The organism is Polynucleobacter bastaniensis (assembly GCF_018882205.1).
Taxonomy (GTDB): Bacteria; Pseudomonadota; Gammaproteobacteria; order Burkholderiales; family Burkholderiaceae; genus Polynucleobacter; species Polynucleobacter bastaniensis.
This window is the reverse complement of sequence record NZ_JACVOU010000003.1, coordinates 160,854-182,917: the sequence shown is the minus strand read 5'-3', so window position 1 is coordinate 182,917 and position 22,064 is coordinate 160,854. Positions and strand designations below refer to the sequence as shown.

General features: G+C 45.9%; 17 protein-coding genes and 2 tRNA genes. 3 read left to right on the top strand and 16 right to left on the bottom strand.

The genetic code is table 11. From position 1 onward, the window contains the following. The first annotated feature begins 24 nt into the window (after positions 1 to 24). A complete protein-coding gene (locus ICN22_RS06900) occupies positions 25 to 675 on the top strand; it encodes an arylesterase (protein ID WP_216169530.1) in 651 nt (216 codons plus the stop codon). Position 676: 1 nt separating this feature from the next. On the opposite strand, the gene ICN22_RS06895 is transcribed toward ICN22_RS06900, so the two are convergent. From ICN22_RS06895 to ispD, 9 genes are all read right to left on the bottom strand, one after another. Then, positions 677 to 2,143, bottom strand: a complete 1,467-nt coding sequence (locus tag ICN22_RS06895) for a peptidylprolyl isomerase (RefSeq protein ID WP_216169529.1) — start codon at positions 2,141 to 2,143, stop codon at positions 677 to 679. 106 nt (positions 2,144 to 2,249) lie between these two features. Beyond that, positions 2,250 to 2,325, bottom strand: a tRNA-Val gene (locus tag ICN22_RS06890). A 117-nt stretch (positions 2,326 to 2,442) separates the two neighbouring features. Beyond that, positions 2,443 to 4,875 (bottom strand): endopeptidase La, encoded by a 2,433-nt coding sequence (lon, locus tag ICN22_RS06885; RefSeq protein ID WP_216169528.1) that lies wholly within the window; start codon positions 4,873 to 4,875, stop codon positions 2,443 to 2,445. 178 nt (positions 4,876 to 5,053) lie between these two features. After that, complete coding sequence (gene clpX / locus ICN22_RS06880; protein ID WP_216169527.1) at positions 5,054 to 6,415, bottom strand: ATP-dependent Clp protease ATP-binding subunit ClpX; 1,362 nt, start codon at positions 6,413 to 6,415, stop codon at positions 5,054 to 5,056. Positions 6,416 to 6,442: 27 nt separating this feature from the next. Beyond that, complete coding sequence (gene clpP, locus ICN22_RS06875) at positions 6,443 to 7,072, bottom strand: ATP-dependent Clp endopeptidase proteolytic subunit ClpP (RefSeq protein WP_216169526.1); 630 nt, start codon at positions 7,070 to 7,072, stop codon at positions 6,443 to 6,445. A gap of 43 nt (positions 7,073 to 7,115) precedes the next feature. Beyond that, on the bottom strand, positions 7,116 to 8,453 hold the full coding sequence (gene tig / locus ICN22_RS06870) for a trigger factor (protein ID WP_216169525.1): 1,338 nt from the start codon (positions 8,451 to 8,453) through the stop codon (positions 7,116 to 7,118). A gap of 57 nt (positions 8,454 to 8,510) precedes the next feature. Then, positions 8,511 to 8,597: transfer RNA gene (locus tag ICN22_RS06865), tRNA-Leu, on the bottom strand. Positions 8,598 to 8,678: 81 nt separating this feature from the next. Beyond that, positions 8,679 to 9,182 (bottom strand): 2-C-methyl-D-erythritol 2,4-cyclodiphosphate synthase, encoded by a 504-nt coding sequence (gene ispF / locus ICN22_RS06860; protein WP_216169524.1) that lies wholly within the window; start codon positions 9,180 to 9,182, stop codon positions 8,679 to 8,681. Positions 9,183 to 9,207: 25 nt separating this feature from the next. Continuing rightward, complete coding sequence (gene ispD, locus ICN22_RS06855; RefSeq protein WP_216169523.1) at positions 9,208 to 9,966, bottom strand: 2-C-methyl-D-erythritol 4-phosphate cytidylyltransferase; 759 nt, start codon at positions 9,964 to 9,966, stop codon at positions 9,208 to 9,210. Positions 9,967 to 9,989: 23 nt separating this feature from the next. Here ispD and mfd point away from each other — a divergent pair, with 23 nt between their 5' ends. Both mfd and serB read left to right on the top strand, forming a co-directional pair. Next, complete coding sequence (mfd, locus tag ICN22_RS06850) at positions 9,990 to 13,544, top strand: transcription-repair coupling factor (protein WP_216169522.1); 3,555 nt, start codon at positions 9,990 to 9,992, stop codon at positions 13,542 to 13,544. Positions 13,545 to 13,564: 20 nt separating this feature from the next. Further along, positions 13,565 to 14,455 carry a phosphoserine phosphatase SerB gene (serB, locus tag ICN22_RS06845; protein ID WP_216169521.1) on the top strand — a complete coding sequence of 297 codons (891 nt, stop codon included), beginning with the start codon at positions 13,565 to 13,567 and terminating at the stop codon, positions 14,453 to 14,455. Here the strand turns inward: serB and ICN22_RS06840 are convergent. The 7 genes from ICN22_RS06840 to ICN22_RS06810 all read right to left on the bottom strand — a co-directional run bounded on the left by ICN22_RS06840 (position 14,452) and on the right by ICN22_RS06810 (position 22,054). Next, positions 14,452 to 15,636: an acetyl-CoA C-acyltransferase family protein gene (locus tag ICN22_RS06840; RefSeq protein ID WP_216169520.1), complete on the bottom strand. Its 1,185-nt coding sequence runs from the start codon at positions 15,634 to 15,636 to the stop codon at positions 14,452 to 14,454. The two genes, serB and ICN22_RS06840, sit on opposite strands and share 4 nt — an antisense overlap. A gap of 79 nt (positions 15,637 to 15,715) precedes the next feature. After that, entirely contained in the window at positions 15,716 to 17,074 is a 1,359-nt protein-coding gene (gene rimO, locus ICN22_RS06835; RefSeq protein WP_216169519.1) for a 30S ribosomal protein S12 methylthiotransferase RimO, read from the bottom strand. A gap of 2 nt (positions 17,075 to 17,076) precedes the next feature. Next, positions 17,077 to 17,637: a polyhydroxyalkanoate synthesis repressor PhaR gene (gene phaR, locus ICN22_RS06830; protein WP_216169518.1), complete on the bottom strand. Its 561-nt coding sequence runs from the start codon at positions 17,635 to 17,637 to the stop codon at positions 17,077 to 17,079. A 115-nt stretch (positions 17,638 to 17,752) separates the two neighbouring features. Further along, the gene (locus tag ICN22_RS06825) at positions 17,753 to 18,493 is read right to left on the bottom strand and encodes a 3-ketoacyl-ACP reductase (RefSeq protein WP_216169517.1); all 741 of its coding nucleotides are present in this window, start codon (positions 18,491 to 18,493) and stop codon (positions 17,753 to 17,755) included. A 20-nt stretch (positions 18,494 to 18,513) separates the two neighbouring features. Further along, positions 18,514 to 20,148: a class I poly(R)-hydroxyalkanoic acid synthase gene (phaC, locus tag ICN22_RS06820; RefSeq protein WP_216169516.1), complete on the bottom strand. Its 1,635-nt coding sequence runs from the start codon at positions 20,146 to 20,148 to the stop codon at positions 18,514 to 18,516. A 102-nt stretch (positions 20,149 to 20,250) separates the two neighbouring features. Next, positions 20,251 to 21,030 (bottom strand): peptidoglycan editing factor PgeF, encoded by a 780-nt coding sequence (pgeF, locus tag ICN22_RS06815; RefSeq protein WP_216169515.1) that lies wholly within the window; start codon positions 21,028 to 21,030, stop codon positions 20,251 to 20,253. Then, positions 21,011 to 22,054 (bottom strand): RluA family pseudouridine synthase, encoded by a 1,044-nt coding sequence (locus tag ICN22_RS06810; RefSeq protein WP_216169514.1) that lies wholly within the window; start codon positions 22,052 to 22,054, stop codon positions 21,011 to 21,013. Before ICN22_RS06810 ends, pgeF begins: the two co-directional genes overlap by 20 nt. Positions 22,055 to 22,064 lie beyond the last annotated feature (10 nt).

Here is a 22,064-nt window from a genome sequence, read left to right as displayed (position 1 = left end):
TGAAAAATTTTTAAGAATGGAAAAATGCAAAATCAGCTTTTAATCGCCAATAAACTCATTACAGGTCTATTTTGCCTCTTAATGAGTATTTGTTCTTGGGCTCAAGTAAAGCCTGTCATTCTGGTATTGGGCGATAGTCTTTCAGCTGAATATGGTCTACCGCGTGGCACCGGCTGGGTGACCCTGCTTGAGGGGGAACTTGCAAAAGAGAAAAGTCCTTGGAGCGTATTTAATGCCAGCATTAGTGGTGAGACTAGCTCCGGTGGACTAACCCGCCTTCCAGCCCTCTTGAGTCAAAAAAATCCGGGGATTGTCCTGATCGAGTTAGGTGCTAACGATGCCTTACGTGGCTTACCTGTAAATCAAACTGAAGCCAATATGCGTCAGATGATTCAGATGAGTAAAAAATCAGGCGCCAAGGTTTTACTCTGTGGCATTCAGATTCCTACAAACTATGGCCAAACCTATACCAAGCAATTTAAACAGCTCTATCCTCAAATAGCGAATCAAGAGCGAGTAGAGTTGCTGCCTTTCTTCTTAGAGGGTGTTGCTACTAAACCAGAGTTATTCCAAGCGGATCGACTGCACCCCAATGTAGATGCACAAAGCATTATCTTTAAAAACGTATGGGACTCAATGGCCCCATACAGTAACTTGCTAAAAAAACTACCCTAGCTTAACTTCCCGCACTTCCAGCGCTTGCTTCCTTCAGCGGGTTAACGATCTTAATGCCAGCGCTATTGCGCCAGTAGTCCATAAAGCCTGCAAATTCGGACTGCGCAGCCAATGCCTGGATCTGTTGTGCTTGCGCTTTTTGAACCTTGGCATCCACCGTTGATGGTTGACGAACCTGATCAATGCGATAAATCGTACTGCCAACACCAGGATTCGTAACCGAAACAATCGCCGGTAGCTTAGCTTCATTTACGGACATAACTTGATCCATGGACGAGCCTACTAAACTTCCAGGCTTATTACGTGAAATCCAGATAGCACTACTGAAGCCAGCAACATTCTTAGGATCCTTTTCAAGAGCAGCTAATTTTTCACTAGCTGCAGCAATTGCTAGCTTCTCTGCAGCAACTTGGCTCACTTGACGTTTCACTTCTGCCACAACATCCTTAAAAGGCAAAACTTGCGCTGGGTATAAAGTTACTACACGTGCGGATACAAATACACCAGGTGCTATTTGCACAGCCTCGGTGTTACGCTTATTTTTCAGAGCCTCATCACCATAGAGTGACTGAATTACTTTGGCATTGGCTAAAGGATGGTCCCTAGACACACCAGCTGCACCACCTCGAGTAACACCCTTCTGAGTTTGGATGCTGAGCTTCAATTTGTCTGCAGCCGGCTTTAAGCTATCGGACTGGTCATAAGTGATATTGGCAAACTGATCTGCTTTTTCATTAAAGGCTTTGGAATCCTCTTTCGGATCCGCCTTTAGTACGATGTATTCAACATCCATATATTCAGGACGCTCAAATAACTTAGCATTGGCCTCATAGAAAGCCTGCAACTCTTGTGCGCTTGGATTTACTTTAGCTAAATAATCTTTAGCATTAAACTGCAAAGTCTGAACCTGTCTTTCAGTCTCATATAAAGATGAAACGATCTCAGATAATTTTGGGCTAGCCAACTCTGTTCTAGCAACTGAATTAACTAACTGTTGAATTTTTAAATCAAAACTTTGGCCAGCATAAAACTGCTCTTCATTCATACCGTTGCTAGCAAGTAACTGTTTGAAACGCACATCATCAAATGTACCGTCTTGGCGATATAAAGCACGAATCTGCGGAATCTTTTGCAAACTATTGACGAGCTCTTGCTTGCCTACCTGCAGGCGGAGGTCGCTGACCGCAAAACCGAGGATGCGTTGTTGTAGTAACTCATTTAAGATCGCCTGGCGGAAAGGCAGGCTTTGAGCGATCTGCGCATTGCCACCAACACGCTCAGCTTGACGTTTTGCAGCAGCATCAACTTCTTGCGCAGTAATAGGCTTGCCGTTGACCTTCACAATGTCGGTTTCTTTATCCATGAAACTGGAGTAACTCGAAATACCAAACAAGGCGAACGATGGAACGATAAATAACATCAAAACAAACTGCAGAACTCTTTGGTGTTTACGTACTGAATCAAACATAAATTAATCGCTCGAAAATAAAATTAATAACGCGAGTGTACTAGGCGGAAGGTCTAGAAGAAACTAGGAAGCCTGTTGAAGTGAAAAACAAATCCAAATGGGAAACTGGTGGGCGCTGACGGGATCGAACCGCCGACATTCTGCGTGTAAGGCAGACGCTCTACCATCTGAGCTAAGCGCCCCAAATTAATACAGACGAGATTGTAACCTAGTGTGAGAGTAAAAGAGGGATTCCTTAGCAAATTGGGCTGCAATAAACCACTCAATCTGACTAAAAATCCCTCATATATCCAATGACATCAATGCTTCAAGACCTCTCCAGAAGAAATCTTTTCATTAGCTTTACTAGCTTCAGCAACCTTTTTGGCAAGCTCTTCTGGCGTTGGATCCGACAAAGCAACTGGTTTTCTCTCTAAAGCCAACTCCAAAACTTTATCAATCCATCGCACCGGCACGATCTCAATAGCATTCTTAACGTTGTCAGGAATATCAATTAAGTCTTTAACATTTTCTTCTGGAATCAAAGCCAACTTGATGCCACCACGATGCGCTGCCAATAGCTTCTCTTTTAAGCCGCCAATCGGAAGCACCTCACCACGCAAAGTAATCTCACCTGTCATTGCTACATCTGAGCGGATTGGAATGCCTGTAAATACAGATACCAAGGCAGTGGTGATGGCGATACCAGCTGACGGACCATCTTTCGGGGTCGCACCATCAGGGAAGTGAATATGAATATCCTTCTTCTCGAATGCTTCATCAGTAATGCCAAGCGCTCTTGCTCGTGAGCGAACCACTGTTTTTGCCGCTTCTACAGATTCCTTCATGACATCGCCAATGGAGCCTGTACGAGTAATGACTCCCTTACCCGGCATCACTGCTGCTTCGATGGTAAGCAGATCGCCACCAACTTCAGTCCAAGCTAGGCCGGTGACTTGGCCAACTTGATTCTCTTTTGCGGCAAGACCAAAGTCATACATCTTCACGGACAGGAACTTCTCAAGATTGTCAGCATTCACCGTGACTGGAGCAGCCTCTTTTTTTAGGAGCAGCAATTTCACTACCTTACGGCAAATCTTGCTGATTTCTCGCTCTAAGGAGCGAACACCGGCTTCACGAGTGTAATAACGAATCATGCTGCGCACAGCAGATTCCTCAATCTTCAACTCATCTTTCTTGAGACCATTATTTTTAATCTGTTTAGGGATTAAATAATTGGTAGCAATGCTGGTCTTCTCATCTTCCGTATAACCAGCAAGACGAATAATTTCCAAGCGATCCAATAATGGGCCAGGAATATTCAATGAGTTCGATGTAGCAACAAACATCACATCCGAGAGATCAAAATCAACTTCAACATAGTGATCTTGGAATGTGTGATTCTGCTCAGGATCTAAGACCTCTAGCAAGGCACTAGCAGGATCTCCGCGGAAATCCATACCCATCTTGTCAACTTCGTCCAAGAGAAATAAAGGGTTACGTACACCCACTTTAGTCAGGCTAGACAGAATCTTGCCTGGCATAGAACCAATGTAGGTACGGCGGTGTCCCCGAATTTCAGATTCGTCGCGAACACCACCTAATGCCATACGCACAAACTTACGGTTGGTTGCGCGAGCAATAGATTGACCCAAGGAAGTTTTACCAACACCCGGTGGGCCAACTAAACAGAGGATTGGCGCCTTAACACGATCAACTCTCTGTTGAACCGCGAGATACTCCAAAATACGCTCTTTAACTTTATCAAGTCCGTAGTGATCTTCGTCCAATACTTTTTCAGCATTGGTCAAATCATTGTTGATCTTGGTTTTCTTCTTCCACGGCAGCGTCACCAAGGTGTCAATGAAGTTGCGAATCACTGTAGCCTCTGCAGACATTGGAGACATCAGCTTCAATTTCTTGAGCTCAGACTCAGCCTTCTTTAATGCTTCTTTAGGCATGCGAGCAGCTTTAATGCGCTTCTCGAGCTCCTCAAGATCAGCGCCCTCCTCACCCTCACCTAATTCTTTTTGAATAGCTTTAACTTGTTCATTCAAGTAGTACTCGCGCTGACTCTTTTCCATCTGACGCTTTACACGTCCACGAATTCGCTTCTCAACTTGCAAGATATCGATCTCACTTTCAAGATCAGCAAGAAGACTTTCCAGTCTTTGCACTACATCAGACATCTCTAGCAAACGTTGCTTTTGCTCAAGTTTGACTGGCAAATGTGCACAAATAGTATCTGCCAAACGACTTGGATCATCAATGCCGCCCAGCGAGGAAAGAATTTCTTGAGGGACTTTTTTGTTCAACTTCACGTACTGATCAAACTGAGCCATGATGGCGCGACGTAATGCCTCAGTCTCATGAGCATCCAACGAGGACATCGGTGTTGGAGTAGCTTCGCAAGAGAAATAGCCTTGGCTATCTTCTACTTGGGTGACTTCAGCGCGTTGAACGCCCTCTACTAATACCTTGACAGTACCGTCGGGTAGTTTAAGCATCTGCAGAATATTGGCAATGCAACCAACGTCGTAGAGGTCTTCTACGCTAGGCTCATCTTTCGCAGCAGTCTTTTGCGCGACTAAAAGTACATTCTTGCCAGTCTCCATGGCAGCTTCTAGCGCTTTGATGGATTTTGGTCGCCCCACAAACAATGGAATCACCATGTGAGGAAATACCACCACATCCCTTAATGGGAGCAATGGCAGTTGGATAGGTTCAGAGGGTAGTAATAAGTGGCCAGACATAGGGCAATTCCTCCAAAATAGTCGTTCCGTAAAAATCTCTAAAAATGCCGCACCACTAAATACAGACATTATTTAGGAACAGGATACTACCTATGTGGGTGCCGACAAGCGAAAAACAAGGGGGAAATGTGCAAAAAGTAAGCAAAAAACTACTGAAAACAGCAAAAAGTAGCAAAAATTAGGCTTTTTTACTCAATTCTGTAGATTCTTCAGCTTGCTTGTAGACCAAAATGGGCTTACCACCATCAGCAATGGCGCTTTCATCAATGACAACCTTTTGAACATTCTTCAAAGATGGCAGGTCATACATCACATCCATGAGGGATCCCTCAAGAATAGATCGTAGGCCACGAGCACCAGTCTTGCGGGCAATTGCTTTTAAGGCAATGGCTGAGAGTGCTGCTGGACGAACCTCAAGCTCAGAGCCTTCCATCGTTAATAGCGCCTGGTACTGCTTAACTAAGGCGTTCTTAGGCTCAGTCAAAATCTGGATCAAAGCGGCTTCATCAAGTTGCATCAAAGTAGCTACTACCGGCAAGCGACCAATCAATTCAGGAATGAGGCCGAATTTAATGAGATCTTCCGGCTCCACTTCGATTAAGAGGTCGCTAATGCCGCGATCATCTTTACCTGGAACAGTTGCATTAAATCCGATGCCGGTCTGCGCAGTACGCTGCTGAATGACCTTCTCGAGACCATCAAATGCGCCACCGCAGATAAACAAAATATTAGTGGTGTCGACTTGTAAGAAATCTTGGTTTGGGTGCTTACGTCCACCTTGAGGTGGCACAGAGGCCATAGTGCCCTCAACAAGCTTTAGCAGCGCTTGTTGAACACCTTCACCCGATACATCACGAGTAATGGATGGATTATCTGATTTACGAGAGATCTTATCTATCTCATCGATATAAACAATGCCACGCTGCGCTTTTTCTACGTTATAGTCGCAAGCCTGTAACAACTTCTGAATAATATTCTCTACGTCCTCACCTACATAACCAGCTTCGGTCAAGGTGGTTGCATCAGCCATCACAAAAGGTACGTCCAACATACGCGCTAAAGTCTGGGCTAATAGTGTTTTACCAGAGCCAGTTGGGCCGATCAGCAAGATGTTGCTCTTAGCTAATTCGACACCGTCAACCATAGCTTTAGCAGGAAGCTTAGACTCTTTTTTATCAGCAGTCTCTACAGATTTACCGTCTTTATCCAGCTTCTCTTTTTTTGGCTTTGGTAAATACTGCAAGCGTTTGTAATGGTTGTAAACCGCTACCGCTAGAGTCTTCTTAGCATGCTCTTGGCAAATCACATACTGATCGAGGTTCTCGCGAATCTGATGGGGCGTTGGTAAAGAATCATCACCTTCAAGCTTAGGCAGCTTTGATAATTCTTCTTGAATAATGTCTGTACAGAGGTCAATACACTCATCACAAATAAATACCGATGGACCAGCAATCAGCTTTTTAACTTCGTGCTGGCTCTTGCCGCAAAATGAGCAATACAGAACTTTGTCTGCGCTAGTGGTGTTCTTAATATCGCTCAAAATGGCTGTCTAAAAATGAAATTTGAATTAAGGACGCTTATCAATGACTTTATCGATCAAGCCATACTCTTGGGCCTGGTCTGCAGACATAAAGTTATCGCGATCAGTATCTTTGGCAATTGTTTCAATCGTTTGACCTGTGCGATCAGACAAAATCTTATTCAAGCGCTCACGTAAATAAAGAATTTCACGAGCTTGAATCTCAATATCTGAAGCTTGGCCACGCGCACCGCCTAATGGCTGATGAATCATCACGCGTGAATTCGGTAAGGCGTAGCGCTTACCCTTCTCGCCAGCACATAATAAGAATGCACCCATGCTTGCAGCCATGCCCATACACAAAGTGCTGACGTGTGGCTTAATGAATTGCATGGTGTCATAAATTGCTAAACCAGCTGAAACAGAACCGCCAGGAGAGTTGATGTACAGAGAAATTTCTTTATCTGGGTTCTCGCTCTCGAGAAATAACAGCTGTGCAATCACTAAATTTGCAGATTGATCATTTACTTCGCCAACTAAGAAAACAACACGCTCTTTAAGTAAACGAGAGTAAATGTCATAGGCTCTCTCACCTCGACCAGAGGTTTCAATGACCATTGGAACTAAACCCAAAGCTTTGGGCTCTGTATTCTCAGACGGGAAATGATTCTGGTTCATATGATCAGACCTTTATTAAATAAATGCATAAGCTAAGTTAGGCTTAGCTCAGTTTACTGAGTTCTTCGAAAGTAACAGCTTTGTCAATCACTTTAGCCTGCGAAGTGAAAAACTTGATTACGTTATCCTCAAGCACTACATTCTCAACATCTTTGAGGCGGCTAGGGTTGCTGTAGAACCAACGTACCACTTCTTTTGGATCTTCGTAAGTAGCAGCTTGCTCATCAATTTCCGCTTTGATTTGATCCGCAGTAGCAGCCAAATTCTGCTGCTTCACCAAATCGCTCAAAATCAATCCAAGGCGAACACGCTTAATGGCTTGCTCAGCAAACATCTCAGCAGGAATCGGTGCGTCCTTAGCATTTGGAACACCACGCTGCATTAAGTCTTGACGTGCAGACTCAACCAAACGCTCTTGCTCTTGAGCAACCAAAGATTTTGGTGTATCGAGTTCGCAAATGCTATTGAGCTTCTCCATTACTTCGCCCTTTAACAAGGTAGTAATGCGACGCTTAGTTTCACGATCTAAATTTTCTTTTATTTCTTCACGCATCTTCGCAACGCCACCATCGGCAACGCCTAGAGACAATGCAAACGCATCGTCAATTACAGGGAGGTGCGCCCAATTGACTGACTTTACAGTAATGGTGAAATCAGCAGTTTTACCGGCAACATCTTTGCCGTGGTAGTCCGCTGGAAAGCTTAATGGGAAAGTTTTACTATCACCTGCTTTAAGGCCCAATGTAGCGGCTTCGAATTCTGGGAGCATGCGGCCTTCGCCGAGAACATATTCAAAATTTTCTGCTTTACCACCAGCAAATTCAACACCATCGATCTTGCCAACAAAATCAATAATCACTTGGTCGCCAGCTTGCGCTGCTGTATTTGCACCGCCATCGCCATGATCACCAGCATCGCCGCGCGGATGGTAATGCACTTGCTGCTTGCGCAATACATCCAGCGCACGATCAATCTCGGCATCGGAGATATCCGTTGTGTACTTAGTTACCTCTGCTTTACTGAAATCGCCAATCTTCACTTCTGGCAATACTTCAAAGTAAGCATCAAACACGATTTTGTCCGCATCTAATTCTGATTTTGGATCGAGGCGAGGTTGACCAGCCAATTGAATTTTTTCTTTTTGAGCTAGCTCATAGAACAGTTCAGAGGCTTTATCGAACTGGAGCTCAAAATCCACCTGCATGCCGTATTGCTTTTCAACCATGGTCTTAGGCACTTTGCCTGGACGGAAGCCTGGGGCCTTCATGGTTTTACCCAATTTAGCTAAACGGTCATCTCTCGCCTTAGCCAAATCGGCACGGGCGAACTCTAAGGTCACTTTGCGGTCTAACTGACCTAAATTTTCTATCTGCACAGCCATTCTCGTCTCTTAATTGAAAATCGGATTATGTGAAGCCCAAGCCAAGTAGCTATCTTGTGGTGCGAGGAGGGGGACTCGAACCCCCACACCATTGCTGGCGTCAGGACCTAAACCTGGTGCGTCTACCAATTTCGCCATCCTCGCGCGAATTCCGCAAACACTACCGAGCTGAAGCTTCACTCTAAAGACCGTAATTCTACAATGCTTAGCGGTTTTGGAGGATATTTAGACCTTGTAGAGCAAAGCCACTGCATGGACTGCTATGCCCTCACCCCTGCCAAGGTGCCCAAGGGATTCATTGGTTTTAGCTTTGAGGTTGACATGGCTGGGCGTAACCAGCAAATCTGCTGCGATATTGCGAACCATTTCCGGTAAGAAAGTAGCTAATTTGGGTTTTTGGCAAATAATCGTTGCATCCACATTGCCTACATGAAACCCAGCTGCTTGGATCTTTTGCAAAGCTGCTCTGAGCAAAATACGGCTATCCATATCCTTAAACTGGGGATCTGTATCCGGAAACAGCTGGCCAATATCATTCAAGCCTGCAGCGCCAAGCAATGCATCCGTTAAGGCGTGCAATAAGGCATCCGCATCCGAATGCCCTAACAAACCCTTGTCACTTGGGACATGAACCCCACCGAGGATGAGCTTACGACCCTCAACTAGAGCATGGACGTCGTAGCCTTGGCCGACTCGAAATTGAGGAATATGGGGTGCACTTGATGTCATGGGGTTGTGGATGTTCTCTTGAGGCTTATTTAACGGAGGTTTGCAAGATGGTTTGCATCAAATCCCAATCTGCTGGGTGGGTTACTTTGAAGTTACTAGTCGCACCTTCAATTAATAAGGGATTTTTGCCAGTAAGCTCGATGGCACTGGCCTCATCTGTAATATCCGCCTCCAAGCGAATACCTTCTTCAATCGCATCGTGTAGATCTCTTAAACCAAACATCTGTGGGGTTTGAGCCTGCCATAGGTGATCTCGGGATATCGTCTTCGTAGCTCTGTTGGGATTGCCTGCAATTGCGGAATTAGCTTCAGCCATCTTGAGGGTGTCAGCTAGCTGCATTGCTAATAAGCCGCCCTCACCCGCTTGCGTTACAGCAAGAATGAGTTTTTGTATGAGTTTAGGTGTGATTCCCGGTCTAGCGGCATCATGCACCAAAACCCAATCGCTTTCAGAAATACCTGCTTTGAGCATCACCGCCAAAGTATTTCGGACTGTTTCTTGACGGCTTGGACCACCGCTCGGAGTGAACCGAATCAAGGGGGATTTACTGGAAAGCTCACCTAAGATGGGGTTATCAATAAAACTCGGGCTGACACCCACCCAAATGGAGGCAATCTGGGGAGTGTTAACAAAAGCATCTAAGGCGTAAGCCAGCATCGGCTTTCCTGCCAGCTCCTGAAACTGCTTTGGCAAAGCTCCTCCAAGCCGAGACCCGGTCCCTGCCGTAGGTAAGAGGGCATGGCATTGGGGTACAGACGGTAAAGTTTGATTTCCAGTGGGCATGCCTGATTCTATAATGAGCGCAGATGTCTGATGCATTAAAACTAGCACCCCCCATACCTGCGCCGCGGGCTGGGCAGCGCTTTACCTTTTCAGGCCTAGTTGGCTCGTCAGATGCAGCACTCATCGCCCAGTCGGCTCTTCGGTATCGCTCAGAGTTCTCAGTCATGGTCATTTTCTGTGCCCAGGCACAGGAGGCTCAGCGGCTTTTGGAAGAAATTCCTGCTTTTGCGCCGCAACTCAAAACACGCCTGCTGCCTGACTGGGAAATCCTGCCCTATGACCATTTCTCGCCACACCAGGATTTGGTTTCAGAGCGCTTAGCCACTCTGTATGAATTGCTTAACGGTAGTTGCGACATTGTTCTGGTTCCAATTACTACAGCATTACAAAGACTTGGGCCGCCAAACTTTTTATCTGGTCACACCTTCTTTTTTAGGCAGGGTGACAAGCTTAATGAAGCCGCACTGAAACTGCAGTTACAGCAGGCCGGCTACGATCCCGTAAGCTCAGTAATGCGCCCAGGTGAATACAGCATTCGTGGTGGCTTGATTGATTTATTTCCAATGGGATCCAGCTTGCCTTATCGACTCGATCTTTTTGGTGATGAGATTGAGCAAATCAGAGCTTTTGATCCTGATACCCAACGCAGCCTCTATCCAGTAAAAGAAGTTCGCTTATTGCCGGGTCACGAATTTCCATTTGACGATGCTTCTCGTACCGCATTTCGGGGGCGCTGGCGCGAAGTATTTGAAGGTGATCCAACACGGTGCTCAATTTACAAAGATGCCAACCTCGGAATTCCTAGTGCAGGTATTGAATCTTATCTACCCCTTTTCTTTGAAGAGTCATCGACAGTTTTTGATTACTTTCCCCGCTCAGGCGATCCCGTTTGGGCGGTGACTATCGGCGATGTTGAAGAATCTATCAAGGGTTTTTGGAAAGATACGCTCTCTCGATATGAATTCTTAAAGCATGATCTTGATCGCCCTATTCTGCCGCCAGCAGAATTATTTCTAGACGCAGATCAATTCTTTACAGCAGCCAAGCCACATGCGCGATTAACGTTGAATAAAGAGGCGGATAAAGAAACCAAAGAGTCTCCACAATTTTTAGCCGTTCCCGATCTATCTGTCCATCGGCGGGACACTGACCCCATTAATCGAATGCGGACTTTGGTTTCTCAAGAAAAAGTGCGTGTACTCATTTGCAGCGATAGCAATGGTCGTAAAGAATCAATTCGTCAACTCTTTGAAGAGAGTAATTCTGTAGCAGGTCAACATGGCAAGCCACTTTATCCACTAAAGCCAGAAGGCTTTGATGGCGTCTCCGATTTTATAAAGAGCGATGCTCTATTTGGTCTGGTAACAGCACAACTATTCAATGGCTTTACCTGGCTTGCTGAAAACTTGATTATCGTAACGGAGGCAGAGCTGTTTACAGCTACTGCTCGTCAAAGACGTAAGGGCAAGGAGAGTGAGAGCGCCGATCCAGATATGCTCTTTAAAGATTTATCTGAGCTCAAAATCGGTGATCCGGTTGTACACTCTGAACATGGGATCGGTCGCTATCAAGGTTTAGTACTTCTGAATTTAGCGCACCCAAAAGAAGAGCCCATTTTTGAAGAGTTTTTGCACTTGGTATACGCCAAGGATGCTACTCTTTACGTGCCAGTTCAACAACTACAAATGGTGACCCGTTATGCAGGCTCTGATCCTGATTCAGCACCATTGCATCAGTTAGGCTCGGGTCAGTGGGATAAAGCAAGACGTAAGGCCGCTCAACAAATACGCGATACCGCAGCTGAACTTTTAAATCTATATGCCGCTAGAGCCATTCGTAAAGGCCATGCTTTTGAATTCTCAGCCCATGATTACGCTGCGTTTGCAGAAAGCTTTGGCTTTGAAGAAACACCCGATCAAGCTAATGCCATTGCGGCAGTCATTGGGGATATGACCAGTGGTACACCTATGGATAGGCTGGTGTGTGGTGATGTGGGCTTTGGTAAAACAGAGGTCGCCCTACGCGCTAGTTTTGTTGCGGTCATGGGCGGCAAGCAAGTGGCCATCCTGGCGCCAACTACCCTACTCGCTGAACAACATGTCGCAACCTGGAAAGATCGCTTTGCTGATTGGCCTGTGCGCGTCGTTGAGCTCTCCCGTTTCAGAACAACCAAAGAAATTAATGCTGCCTTAGAGGCCATTGGCAAGGGCGAAGCTGACATCATTATCGGAACCCACAAGCTACTATCTAAGGAAACTCAGTTTGCCAATCTAGGCTTAGTGATTGTGGATGAGGAGCATCGCTTTGGTGTCCGTCAAAAAGATGCGCTCAAAGCATTGCGTGCTGAAGTAGATATCCTGACTTTAACGGCCACCCCCATTCCACGAACTCTTGGTATGGCAATGGAGGGTTTGCGGGAGTTCTCAGTCATAGCAACTGCTCCACAGAAGCGCTTGGCCATCAAAACCTTTGTACGACGAGAAGGTGATGGCGTGATTCGTGAAGCGGTCCTTCGAGAAATTAAACGTGGTGGACAAGTCTACTTCTTGCATAACGAAGTCGAAACCATTCAAAATCGTAAACACGCATTACAAGAACTCATTCCAGAAGCACGCATTTGCGTCGCGCACGGTCAAATGCACGAACGTGAGTTGGAATCAGTTATGCGTGATTTTGTGACCCAGCGTACTAATATATTGTTATGCACTACTATTATTGAAACCGGTATTGATGTGCCGACTGCCAATACCATCATCATGCATCGTGCTGATAAATTTGGTTTGGCACAGTTACATCAATTGCGCGGACGTGTTGGACGATCGCATCATCAGGCATATGCCTATTTACTGGTGCCAGATCCTGAGGCACTCAGCAAGCAAGCGCAACTACGTTTAAATGCCATTCAAGCAATGGAAGAGCTCGGCTCTGGTTTTTATTTGGCAATGCACGATTTAGAGATTCGTGGTGCCGGTGAGGTCCTAGGAGATAAGCAGTCCGGTGAGATTCATGAGATTGGATTTCAGCTTTATACCGAGATGCTTAACCGCGCAGTCAAATCACTGCGCAGCGGTAAAGAGCCGGATCTCTTGTCTCCACTCCAAGCGACAACCGATGTCAATTTAGGTGTACCAGCTCTCTTTCCAAATGACTACTGTCCCGATGTTCACGAACGACTTTCCATGTATAAGCGCTTTGCTGGTACAAACGACTTCTCTGAACTCATGGGATTGCGCGAGGAACTAGTGGATCGCTATGGTGATTTGCCTGATCAGGCTAAATCTCTTTATGAAACTCATCGCTTACGCCTAGAGATGGCCAGCTTTGGAATTAAGAAGATTGATGCAAGCCCATTATCGATACAGATTCAATTCATCCCCAATCCGCCAATTGACCCGATGAAGATTATTCAATTGATCCAATCATCAAAATACATACAGCTGAACGGCCAAGATAAATTAAAAATTCTTCCCCAGAAAGAGAAGGATTTTGAGAAACTAGAGCAACGTTTAGAGCATATTCGGAAAATTCTCAGAAGTCTGAATTCATCTGCCATGCTCAATACTGCTCAGGCTAATTAATTACTATTTACCCAACATCTATGTCTAGTCAACTCACACTTGTCGCCCTTGCTAATACTGCGATCCCTACAGAATTAACCACTGCATTCATTGAGCATGCAAAAGTGTTGGGTATTACGATTTCTAAGGAAAGTACAGAGCATGCACACTCGAAGTACTTCACTGCTCGCTGGTCTTGCACTCAAGCTTTAACAGCAGAAGCTAGGGTTGTCATGCGAAATATTGCTGGCGAGCATGATGTAGATTTAGCTTTTCTATCACCAGGATTTAAGCCGGATGAGGTGAAAGTGCTGGCCATGGATATGGACTCCACTCTCATCAACATTGAGTGCATCGATGAGATTGCTGACTTTGCTGGCAAGAAATTAGCCGTTTCAGAAATCACTGAAGCCACCATGCGTGGCGAGATCAAAGACTTTAAAGATAGTTTACGTAGACGCGTTGCTCTTTTAGCCGGTGTGTCTGCTGATGTACTTGATTCGGTATACAAAGAACGTTTACGCCCTAACCCTGGCGCCGCTCAATTACTTGCCGGAGCAAATGCTAGAGGGTTGCATACGCTTCTTGTTTCCGGTGGCTTTACCTTCTTCACTGCAAAGCTTCAGCAAGAGTTAGGTTTCAGGCAAACTCAAGCTAATACTTTGGAAATCATTGACGGCAAACTAACAGGTAAAGTCATTGGCGATATTGTGGATGGCGCAGCTAAAAATGCCTATCTAGAGCAAGCATGCGCGCTGATGAATTGCCATAAGAAGAATGCCATCACCATGGGCGACGGATCCAACGATCTGCCAATGATGCATGGCTCTGGTATCAGTATTGCCTATAGAGCAAAACCAATTGTTAAAGAAAAAGCCGACGCGGCTTTTGACCGAGTCGGCTTGGATGCTGCCTTACTGCTGATTGCTTAGAGGCGCTCAAAAATAGTTGCAATACCCTGTCCGCCACCAATACACATGGTGACCAAAGCATATTTACCTTGAACACGATGTAACTCATGAATAGCTTTGGTCGCAATCGCAGCACCAGAGCAACCAATCGGATGGCCCAATGCAATCGCTCCACCATTCACGTTAGTCTTAGCTGGATCTAAGCCTAAACCTTTAGTCACAGCTAATGCCTGAGCAGCAAACGCTTCGTTAGATTCAATTACATCGATTTGATCTAATTTCAGCCCAGCGCGCTCAAGAGCAATCTTAGTCGCGGGAATTGGGCCTTCACCCATGATGTGGTTAGGAACGCCAGCAATCGCGTAAGACACTAAACGGGCGATTGGCTTATGACCAGCCTTCTTCGCCGCTTCCGCATCCGCGAGCACAAAGAACGCTGCGCCATCATTAATGCCTGATGCGTTACCTGCAGTAACACTACCACCCTCTTTTTTGAAGACTGCTTTCATCTTCCCTAAAGTTTCCATCGTGGTGTCTGGCTTGCAATGCTCGTCCGTATCAAACACCACATCACCCTTACGGGTCTTGATAGTGATTGGAACAATTTGAGATTTAAAGCGACCTTCTTTGATGGCGTGTGCAGCACGGCGATGGGACTCTACTGCGAGAGCATCTTGCTCTTCACGGGTGAGCTTCCACTTTTCAACTAGGTTCTCAGCTGTTACGCCCATATGACCCACACCAAATGGATCAGTCAGAACAGACACCATTAAGTCGATCATTTTGGTATCACCCATACGCGCACCACTTCGCATCGCTGGTGAGCCATACATGCCGCGTGACATTACTTCTACGCCACCACCAACACCATAATCACAGTCACCCAACATAATGGCTTGGGCTGTAGTCACAATCGCTTGCAAACCAGAGCTGCATAAACGATTCAAAGCCATCGCTACTGATTCCATTGGCAAACCAGCCTGAATAGAGGCTACACGAGCAACATAGGCGTAACGGTTGTCAGTCGGAATCGTGTTGCCTACCGTGATGTAATTAATTAATGATGGATCTACACCAGAGCGCGCAACGGCCTCTTTCATCACAATGCCGCCGAGCTCACTTGGCTCAAGGCTACTAAGCGATCCATTAAAGGCGCCAATTGCGGAACGTACAGCACTTAAAACGACGACATCACGACTCATAACAATCCCCTTTACGATACCTAATTAAGTAAATCAGTTGACCCAATACTGAGCCAAAACACCAGTTTTATTCTAATAGTCAAGTTTCGGCTATTAGGTCATGCCCTTGGGAGCTAATCACCCTTACTTTGATGATTTCACCAACGCGGTAGCGCTTGGATAGCTTACTTGGGGATAGAACCCGCACCAAGCCATCAATTTCAGGGGCATCGCCAATGGTTCGACCTACTCCACCCGACTCATCAACCCGATCAATGATGACCTGAATACGCTGACCTATTTTTTTAGCAAGTCGCTTGATTGAGATTTCCTCAGCTTTAGCCATGAAGCGAGCACGACGCTCCTCGCGCAACTCAATATGAACTGGATTATCCAAAGCATTGGCAGTAGCTCCGTCCACTGGCGAATAAGCAAAACAACCTGCGCGATCGATTTGAGCATCGTCGAGAAAATTCAATAGATGCAAAAACTCTTCCTCGGTTTCACCAGGAAAACCGGCAATAAAAGTACTGCGAATGACCAGATCCGGACAAGCAGCTCGCCATGCCTGAATGCGCTCTAAATTCTTTTCACCACTGGCGGGACGTTTCATTCGCTTGAGGACGTCTGGATGTGAATGTTGCAAAGGAATATCTAAGTAAGGTAGTACGCCAAAACCGTGCTCAGAAAACTCAGCCATTAATGGCAGGACATCGTCGACATGGGGGTAGGGATAAACATAATGCAAACGCACCCAAGCTTGATGCTCTCTCGCAATTTGGTTTAAGGCGTTTACTAAATCAAACATTCGTGTCTTAACGGGTTTGCCATCCCAAAAGCCAGTGCGATATTGGATATCAACGCCATAGGCACTCGTATCTTGCGAAACAACCAGCAACTCTTTGACGCCTGATTCAAATAATTTTTTTGCCTCAAGTAATACTTCGCCAATCGGACGTGAAACTAAATCACCTCGCATGTTTGGGATAATGCAGAAAGTACAGCGGTGATTACAACCCTCAGATATCTTTAAGTAGGCATAGTGTTTTGGTGTGAGCTTGATGCCAATTGGTGGCAGCAAATCGGTAAAGGGATCATGCGGTTTTGGCAGGTACAAATGAATAGCCTGCATCACCTCTTGAGTGGCATGCGGCCCAGTCACAGCCAGGACTTTGGGGTGAATACTCTGTACGAGATCACTACCATCTGCATTTTTTCGGGCACCCAAGCAACCCGTCACAATCACCTTCCCATTTTCAGCTAAGGCTTCACCAATCGCTGCAAGACTCTCTTCTACCGCGGAATCAATAAAACCACAAGTGTTTACAACCACCAGATCAGCACCAGAGTAGTCTTTGGCGGTCTCATAACCTTCAGCGCTCAGTTGCGTGAGGATGAGTTCAGAATCAACTAGCGCCTTAGGGCAGCCTAAGGAAACAAAACCAACTTTACCTGCCACAATTATTCTTTTTCAGTCTTATTGGATTGCCCAGCAAACGGGAAGCTACTAAACAAGTTCGGAGAATTTTGCATTTGCTCTTGCATCTTGACGAACAGATCTTTACTTTGTTCCATGTAGTTACCCATGAGACCTTGCATCATTGGGTTTTGCAGATTCATCATTTTGGCCCAAGCCTCCGGCGTACTGCCCGCACCTAAACCCTGAGTTTGATCGCCCAACTTATTATGAATATCTACAAAAGATTGCATGGTCTTTTCAAGATAGCTACCCATCAAGCCTTGCATGGAATTTCCATAAAAGCGAATGATTTGAGAAAGCATTTGAGTTGAAAAAACTGGGGCTCCACCAGCTTCTTCTTCCAGAATAATTTGTAGCAAGATGTTACGAGTTAAATCATCTTCAGTTTTTGCATCTACAACGCTAAAAGCATCACCAGCCATCACTAAGCTTTTAATATCAGCCAGCGTGACGTAGGCACTGGTTTGGGTGTCATATAAACGACGATTGGGATACTTCTTGATTAAGCGGCTATCGCCGACTTTTTTGGAACGTGTGGCCATGTAGTTTCTTCCTAACTCTTGGTACTGCAATGCAACATCGGCATAGTTTATCCCTAGTTTGAGCTAAAGGTAAATATGCCGATGAAGAGACCACTAAAACTCTATTTTTTAGGATTTAGCCTGTATGCAGACCGCCGTTTAAGGAGAAATCAGCCCCGGTAGCGTAGCCGCCGTCAGCAGAGGCAATCCAACAGCAGATCGAAGCGATTTCCTCGGGAGTTCCTAAGCGCTTTACCGGAACGCCGGCAACAATCTTCTCAAGCACATCCTCACGAATGGCTTTGACCATATCGGTACCGATATAGCCAGGAGAAACCGTATTCACCGTTACACCTTTAGAGGCTAGCTCCTGTGACAAAGCCATCGTAAATCCGTGCAAACCCGCTTTTGCCGTTGAATAGTTAGACTGACCAAATTGACCCTTTTGACCATTAACAGAGGAGATATTGATAATGCGACCCCAGCCGTTATCAGCCATGCCATCGACCACTTGTTTGGTGACATTGAATAAGGAATTGAGATTGGTATCAATTACTGCTTTCCACTGATCTGGCGTCATTTTGCGAAATACGCTGTCTTTGGTGATTCCAGCGTTATTGACCAAAACATCGACCCGTCCCACTTCAGCCTTCACCTTATCAAAGGCAATCACCGTACTCTCCCAGTCGGAAACATTACCTTCGGAAGCGATAAAGTCATAACCCAAAGCTTTTTGCTCGCCAATCCAGCGATCTTTGCGCGGGGAGTTCGGACCGCAACCAGCGATAACTTTAAAGCCATCCTTGGCAAGACGCTGACAAATAGCGGTACCAATGCCACCCATACCACCAGTTACGTATGCAATCTTTTGAGTCATGTATTCCCCTTATGAAAATATTATTGGGCAGCTGTGGATATTTTTTCTTTCACATACTTACCAGGCGCTGCTTCTAGTTTTTTGTAGCGTGCATTACCAAACGTTTTACTAGCTTTCACTTTGTTGCCACCAAACTCTTCTAACCATTTAGCGTAGTTAGGCCACCAACTACCCTTAATATCTTTTGCCGCAGCCAACCACTCATCTGCAGTCTTGGCTAATTTATTGTTCTCAAAATAATGTCGCTTATTTTTTGCTGGTGGATTGATCACGCCAGCAATGTGTCCAGAAGCACCTAAAACAAAACGGCTTTTACCCTTCAAGATATGCGTAGACTCATAAGCAGATTTCCAAGGCACGATGTGATCGTCATGCGATGCGTAGATATAGGCTGGAACCGTAATCTTGCCGAGGTCCACTTTTTCTCCGCAAACGGTGAGCTTGCCGGGTTTGATTAATTCATTTTGTAAATAGGTATGGCGCAAATACCAGCAATACATAGGGCCGGGCAGATTAGTTGAGTCACCATTCCAATAAAGCAAATCAAACGGCGGCGGCGAATTGCCTTTCAGATAGTTCTCAACAACATAGTTCCAAACTAGATCATTCGGACGCAAGAAGGAAAAGGTATTGCCCAAGTCTAAGCCAGACATCATGCCGAATTGACCGCCTTCGCCACCAATAGTGCTCTCACGTAACTTCACCATTCCCTCATCGATGAACACGTCTAGGATGCCGCTATCGCTAAAATCGAGCAGAGTTGTTAACAAAGTTAAGCTGGCGACGTAATTCTTTTTCCGCGCCGCTAGTACTGCCAAGGCGGTTGAAGTTAAGGTTCCGCCGACACAAAAACCGAGAACGTTAATTAAATCAGTGCCACCGATATCTTTGACGACTTCAATCGCCTTAATGACGCCATCACCTACATAGTCATCCCAAGTAACTTTGGACATTGAAGCATCTGGATTTTTCCAAGAAACCAAGAAGACGGTATGACCTTGCTCAACCATGTAACGCACAACTGAGTTATCGGGTTGTAAATCTAAAATGTAGTACTTGTTAATACAAGGTGGCACCATTAAGTATGGGCGCTCAAACACTGTTTCGGTTAGCGGCGTGTACTGAATTAATTCGAAGAGATCATTACGAAATACCACCTGACCTTCAGTTGTCGCAATATTTTTTCCGACTTCAAAAGCACTTTCATCCGTCTGAGAAACTTTCCCTTTTTTGAGGTCACCAAGCAAATTCACAATGCCGTTTTGAATAGACTGGCCTTGTGAACTAATAATATTTTCAAGAACCTCAGGATTGGTGGCAATAAAGTTGGATGGTGACAATGCATCAATCATTTGCTCTGTAGTGAACAAAATCTTGATCTTCGTTTTTTCATCCGCATCAACTGCTTTAGCAAGCGCAAGCAAATGTTTTGAATTCAGCAAATAGGTTGCTGCAATCATTTTGCTCCATGAGGAGTGCCAGGCTTTGCCAGAGAAACGGCGATCCTTTACTTCGACAGCTTCAGGATTGGTTGCAAGATGGGAGAACTCAGTGAAGTATTCCTTTTGAATTTCCGCTAAGCGTTCTGGGGGAATTAACGCCATATGGTGTGGGGCCAACGATGGCGCTACACCTGTATTCATGCCTGCAAACATAATGATCTCGTAAAGTTATTAAGACCATTCTCCATCTATCAGGCTGGAAGGGTTATACGCACTAACCCTAGCCCCAAAGCTGGGCTAGTAATAACCCCAAGATTAAGCGCTTTCTGCAATCCAAATAAGAGAGGCAAAGCGACCCGTGACCTTATCCCGACGGTATGAAAAGAAGCGTTCTGGGCTGCTCACGGTGCAAAACTCACCACCAGTAATTTGCTCGATACCTAGGACACGTAAGCGATCTCTTGCCAGTAAATATAGATCAGCCAGATACTTTCCAGGGGTGCCGATTATTGGAATAAAGGCCTTAGATAGGATGTCTTTGCCCTGCTGAGTAAAGGCTTGCAAAACATCTTCACCCACTTCAAATGCGCTCGGCCCGATTGCTGGCCCCAGCCACGCTCGGATATCACTTGTCGTGAGGCCTGGAGATAGCGCCATCATTTCATTAATGGTGTTCTCCAGAACGCCACCGCTCAAACCACGCCAACCAGCATGAGCTGCCCCAATGACATCCCCAGCTTTACTTGCAAATAATACGGGCATGCAATCGGCAGCCAGAATGGCTAGCACCTCGTTTGGGATGTTGGTGACTGCGGCGTCCGCCTCAAATGACCCATTGCCAAAAGTATTTCTCGAGGCTGGGGTGCTTACCGTCACACCATGAATTTGTTTGAGCCAAAGCGGCTCAGCGGGTAATTCTGACCTGACGATGACCCGGTTTTGGAGAACATCCACTACATCGTCACCCGCATGAAGTCCAAGGTTAAGACTATTGAATGGTGGCTTACTAATACCGCCTTGTCTGGTAGTGCAAAAAGCTTGAATTTGCTGAGACACAGTCCAGCTTGGTTCAATCTTATTGAGCGCGTTGGTCATTTTTAATAGAGGCCAATAGAGCCTCTTCTCTTGGCAAGTCAGATTCAGTCATTCCCACCAAAGGCAGTAAATCAATCAAATCTTGGGGAGGCAATCTAAACCAGGTCATGACTTCCTGAGTTGTGGGATGCTGCAGACTTAGGGCATAAGCATGTAAAGCTTGGCGAGTAAAAGGCAATGATTTGGCTACCCCAGGGGTCCTCTTGCGATAGACCGGATCACCTAAAAGAGGGAAACCCAAAGACTCTAAATGAACCCGAATTTGATGGGTACGGCCAGTCTCTAAGCGACACTCCAGTAAAGCAACTGAACTTTCTGTAAAGCTCCCTTTAGCCAAGCGCCGAAATAAGGTAGCGGCAGGCTTACCTTGAGCAGAACCAGCGGACATTTTGAGCCGATCGCGCTGATCTCGACCAACAGTTGCCAGCACCTTACCCTGAGAAGGGGCATCACCCCATACCCACGATAGGTAACGCCTCCCGACTGTCCGCTCTTGAAGCTGTCTTACCAACGAGGTTTGGGCAATATCGGTTCTGGCAACCACCATGAGTCCAGAGGTATCTTTATCTAGGCGATGGACAATGCCCGCTCTTGGAAGCTGCTTGAGCTCAGGAAAACGATATAGCAAGGCATTTAGCAGGGTTCCCGTCCAATTACCGGCGGCAGGATGAACCACGAGTCCAGCAGATTTATTGACCACAATGATGGAGTCATCTTCATAAACAACATCTAGGGGGATATTTTCAGGAGAAAAAGCGAACTGTTCAGGCATTTCTTGAGGAAACACCTTAATGCTCTCGCTCCCACGAAGTAAATGACGGACTTTGGTGACTTTTCCATCGACCGTTACCGCCCCAGCCTCAACCCAGGATTTAAGGCGATTGCGGGAATAATCAGGCAAAGCACCACCAAGAAACTTATCCAAACGCTCTCCGCTGACCTCGGGGGGAACTTCTAGGGCTATGAAATCCTCATCATCGATATAATCAATGGGATTCGAATCGGGAGTATGCGGCAATGCCACGCTTAAAGAG

Excerpts from the sequence above, each read along its gene's own strand:
- ICN22_RS06825 (WP_216169517.1), bottom strand. The coding sequence starts at position 18,493 with ATGACTCAAAAGATTGCATACGTAACTGGTGGTATGGGTGGCATTGGT.
- pgeF (WP_216169515.1), bottom strand. The coding sequence starts at position 21,030 with ATGACCAACGCGCTCAATAAGATTGAACCAAGCTGGACTGTGTCTCAG.
- ICN22_RS06895 (WP_216169529.1), bottom strand. The coding sequence starts at position 2,143 with ATGTTTGATTCAGTACGTAAACACCAAAGAGTTCTGCAGTTTGTTTTG.
- clpP (WP_216169526.1), bottom strand. The coding sequence starts at position 7,072 with ATGAACCAGAATCATTTCCCGTCTGAGAATACAGAGCCCAAAGCTTTG.
- mfd (WP_216169522.1), top strand. The coding sequence starts at position 9,990 with ATGTCTGATGCATTAAAACTAGCACCCCCCATACCTGCGCCGCGGGCT.
- phaC (WP_216169516.1), bottom strand. The coding sequence starts at position 20,148 with ATGTTTGCAGGCATGAATACAGGTGTAGCGCCATCGTTGGCCCCACAC.
- ispD (WP_216169523.1), bottom strand. The coding sequence starts at position 9,966 with ATGCCCACTGGAAATCAAACTTTACCGTCTGTACCCCAATGCCATGCC.
- ispF (WP_216169524.1), bottom strand. The coding sequence starts at position 9,182 with ATGACATCAAGTGCACCCCATATTCCTCAATTTCGAGTCGGCCAAGGC.
- phaR (WP_216169518.1), bottom strand. The coding sequence starts at position 17,637 with ATGGCCACACGTTCCAAAAAAGTCGGCGATAGCCGCTTAATCAAGAAG.
- lon (WP_216169528.1), bottom strand. The coding sequence starts at position 4,875 with ATGTCTGGCCACTTATTACTACCCTCTGAACCTATCCAACTGCCATTG.
- ICN22_RS06840 (WP_216169520.1), bottom strand. The coding sequence starts at position 15,636 with ATGAGTCGTGATGTCGTCGTTTTAAGTGCTGTACGTTCCGCAATTGGC.
- serB (WP_216169521.1), top strand. The coding sequence starts at position 13,565 with ATGTCTAGTCAACTCACACTTGTCGCCCTTGCTAATACTGCGATCCCT.
- tig (WP_216169525.1), bottom strand. The coding sequence starts at position 8,453 with ATGGCTGTGCAGATAGAAAATTTAGGTCAGTTAGACCGCAAAGTGACC.
- ICN22_RS06900 (WP_216169530.1), top strand. The coding sequence starts at position 25 with ATGCAAAATCAGCTTTTAATCGCCAATAAACTCATTACAGGTCTATTT.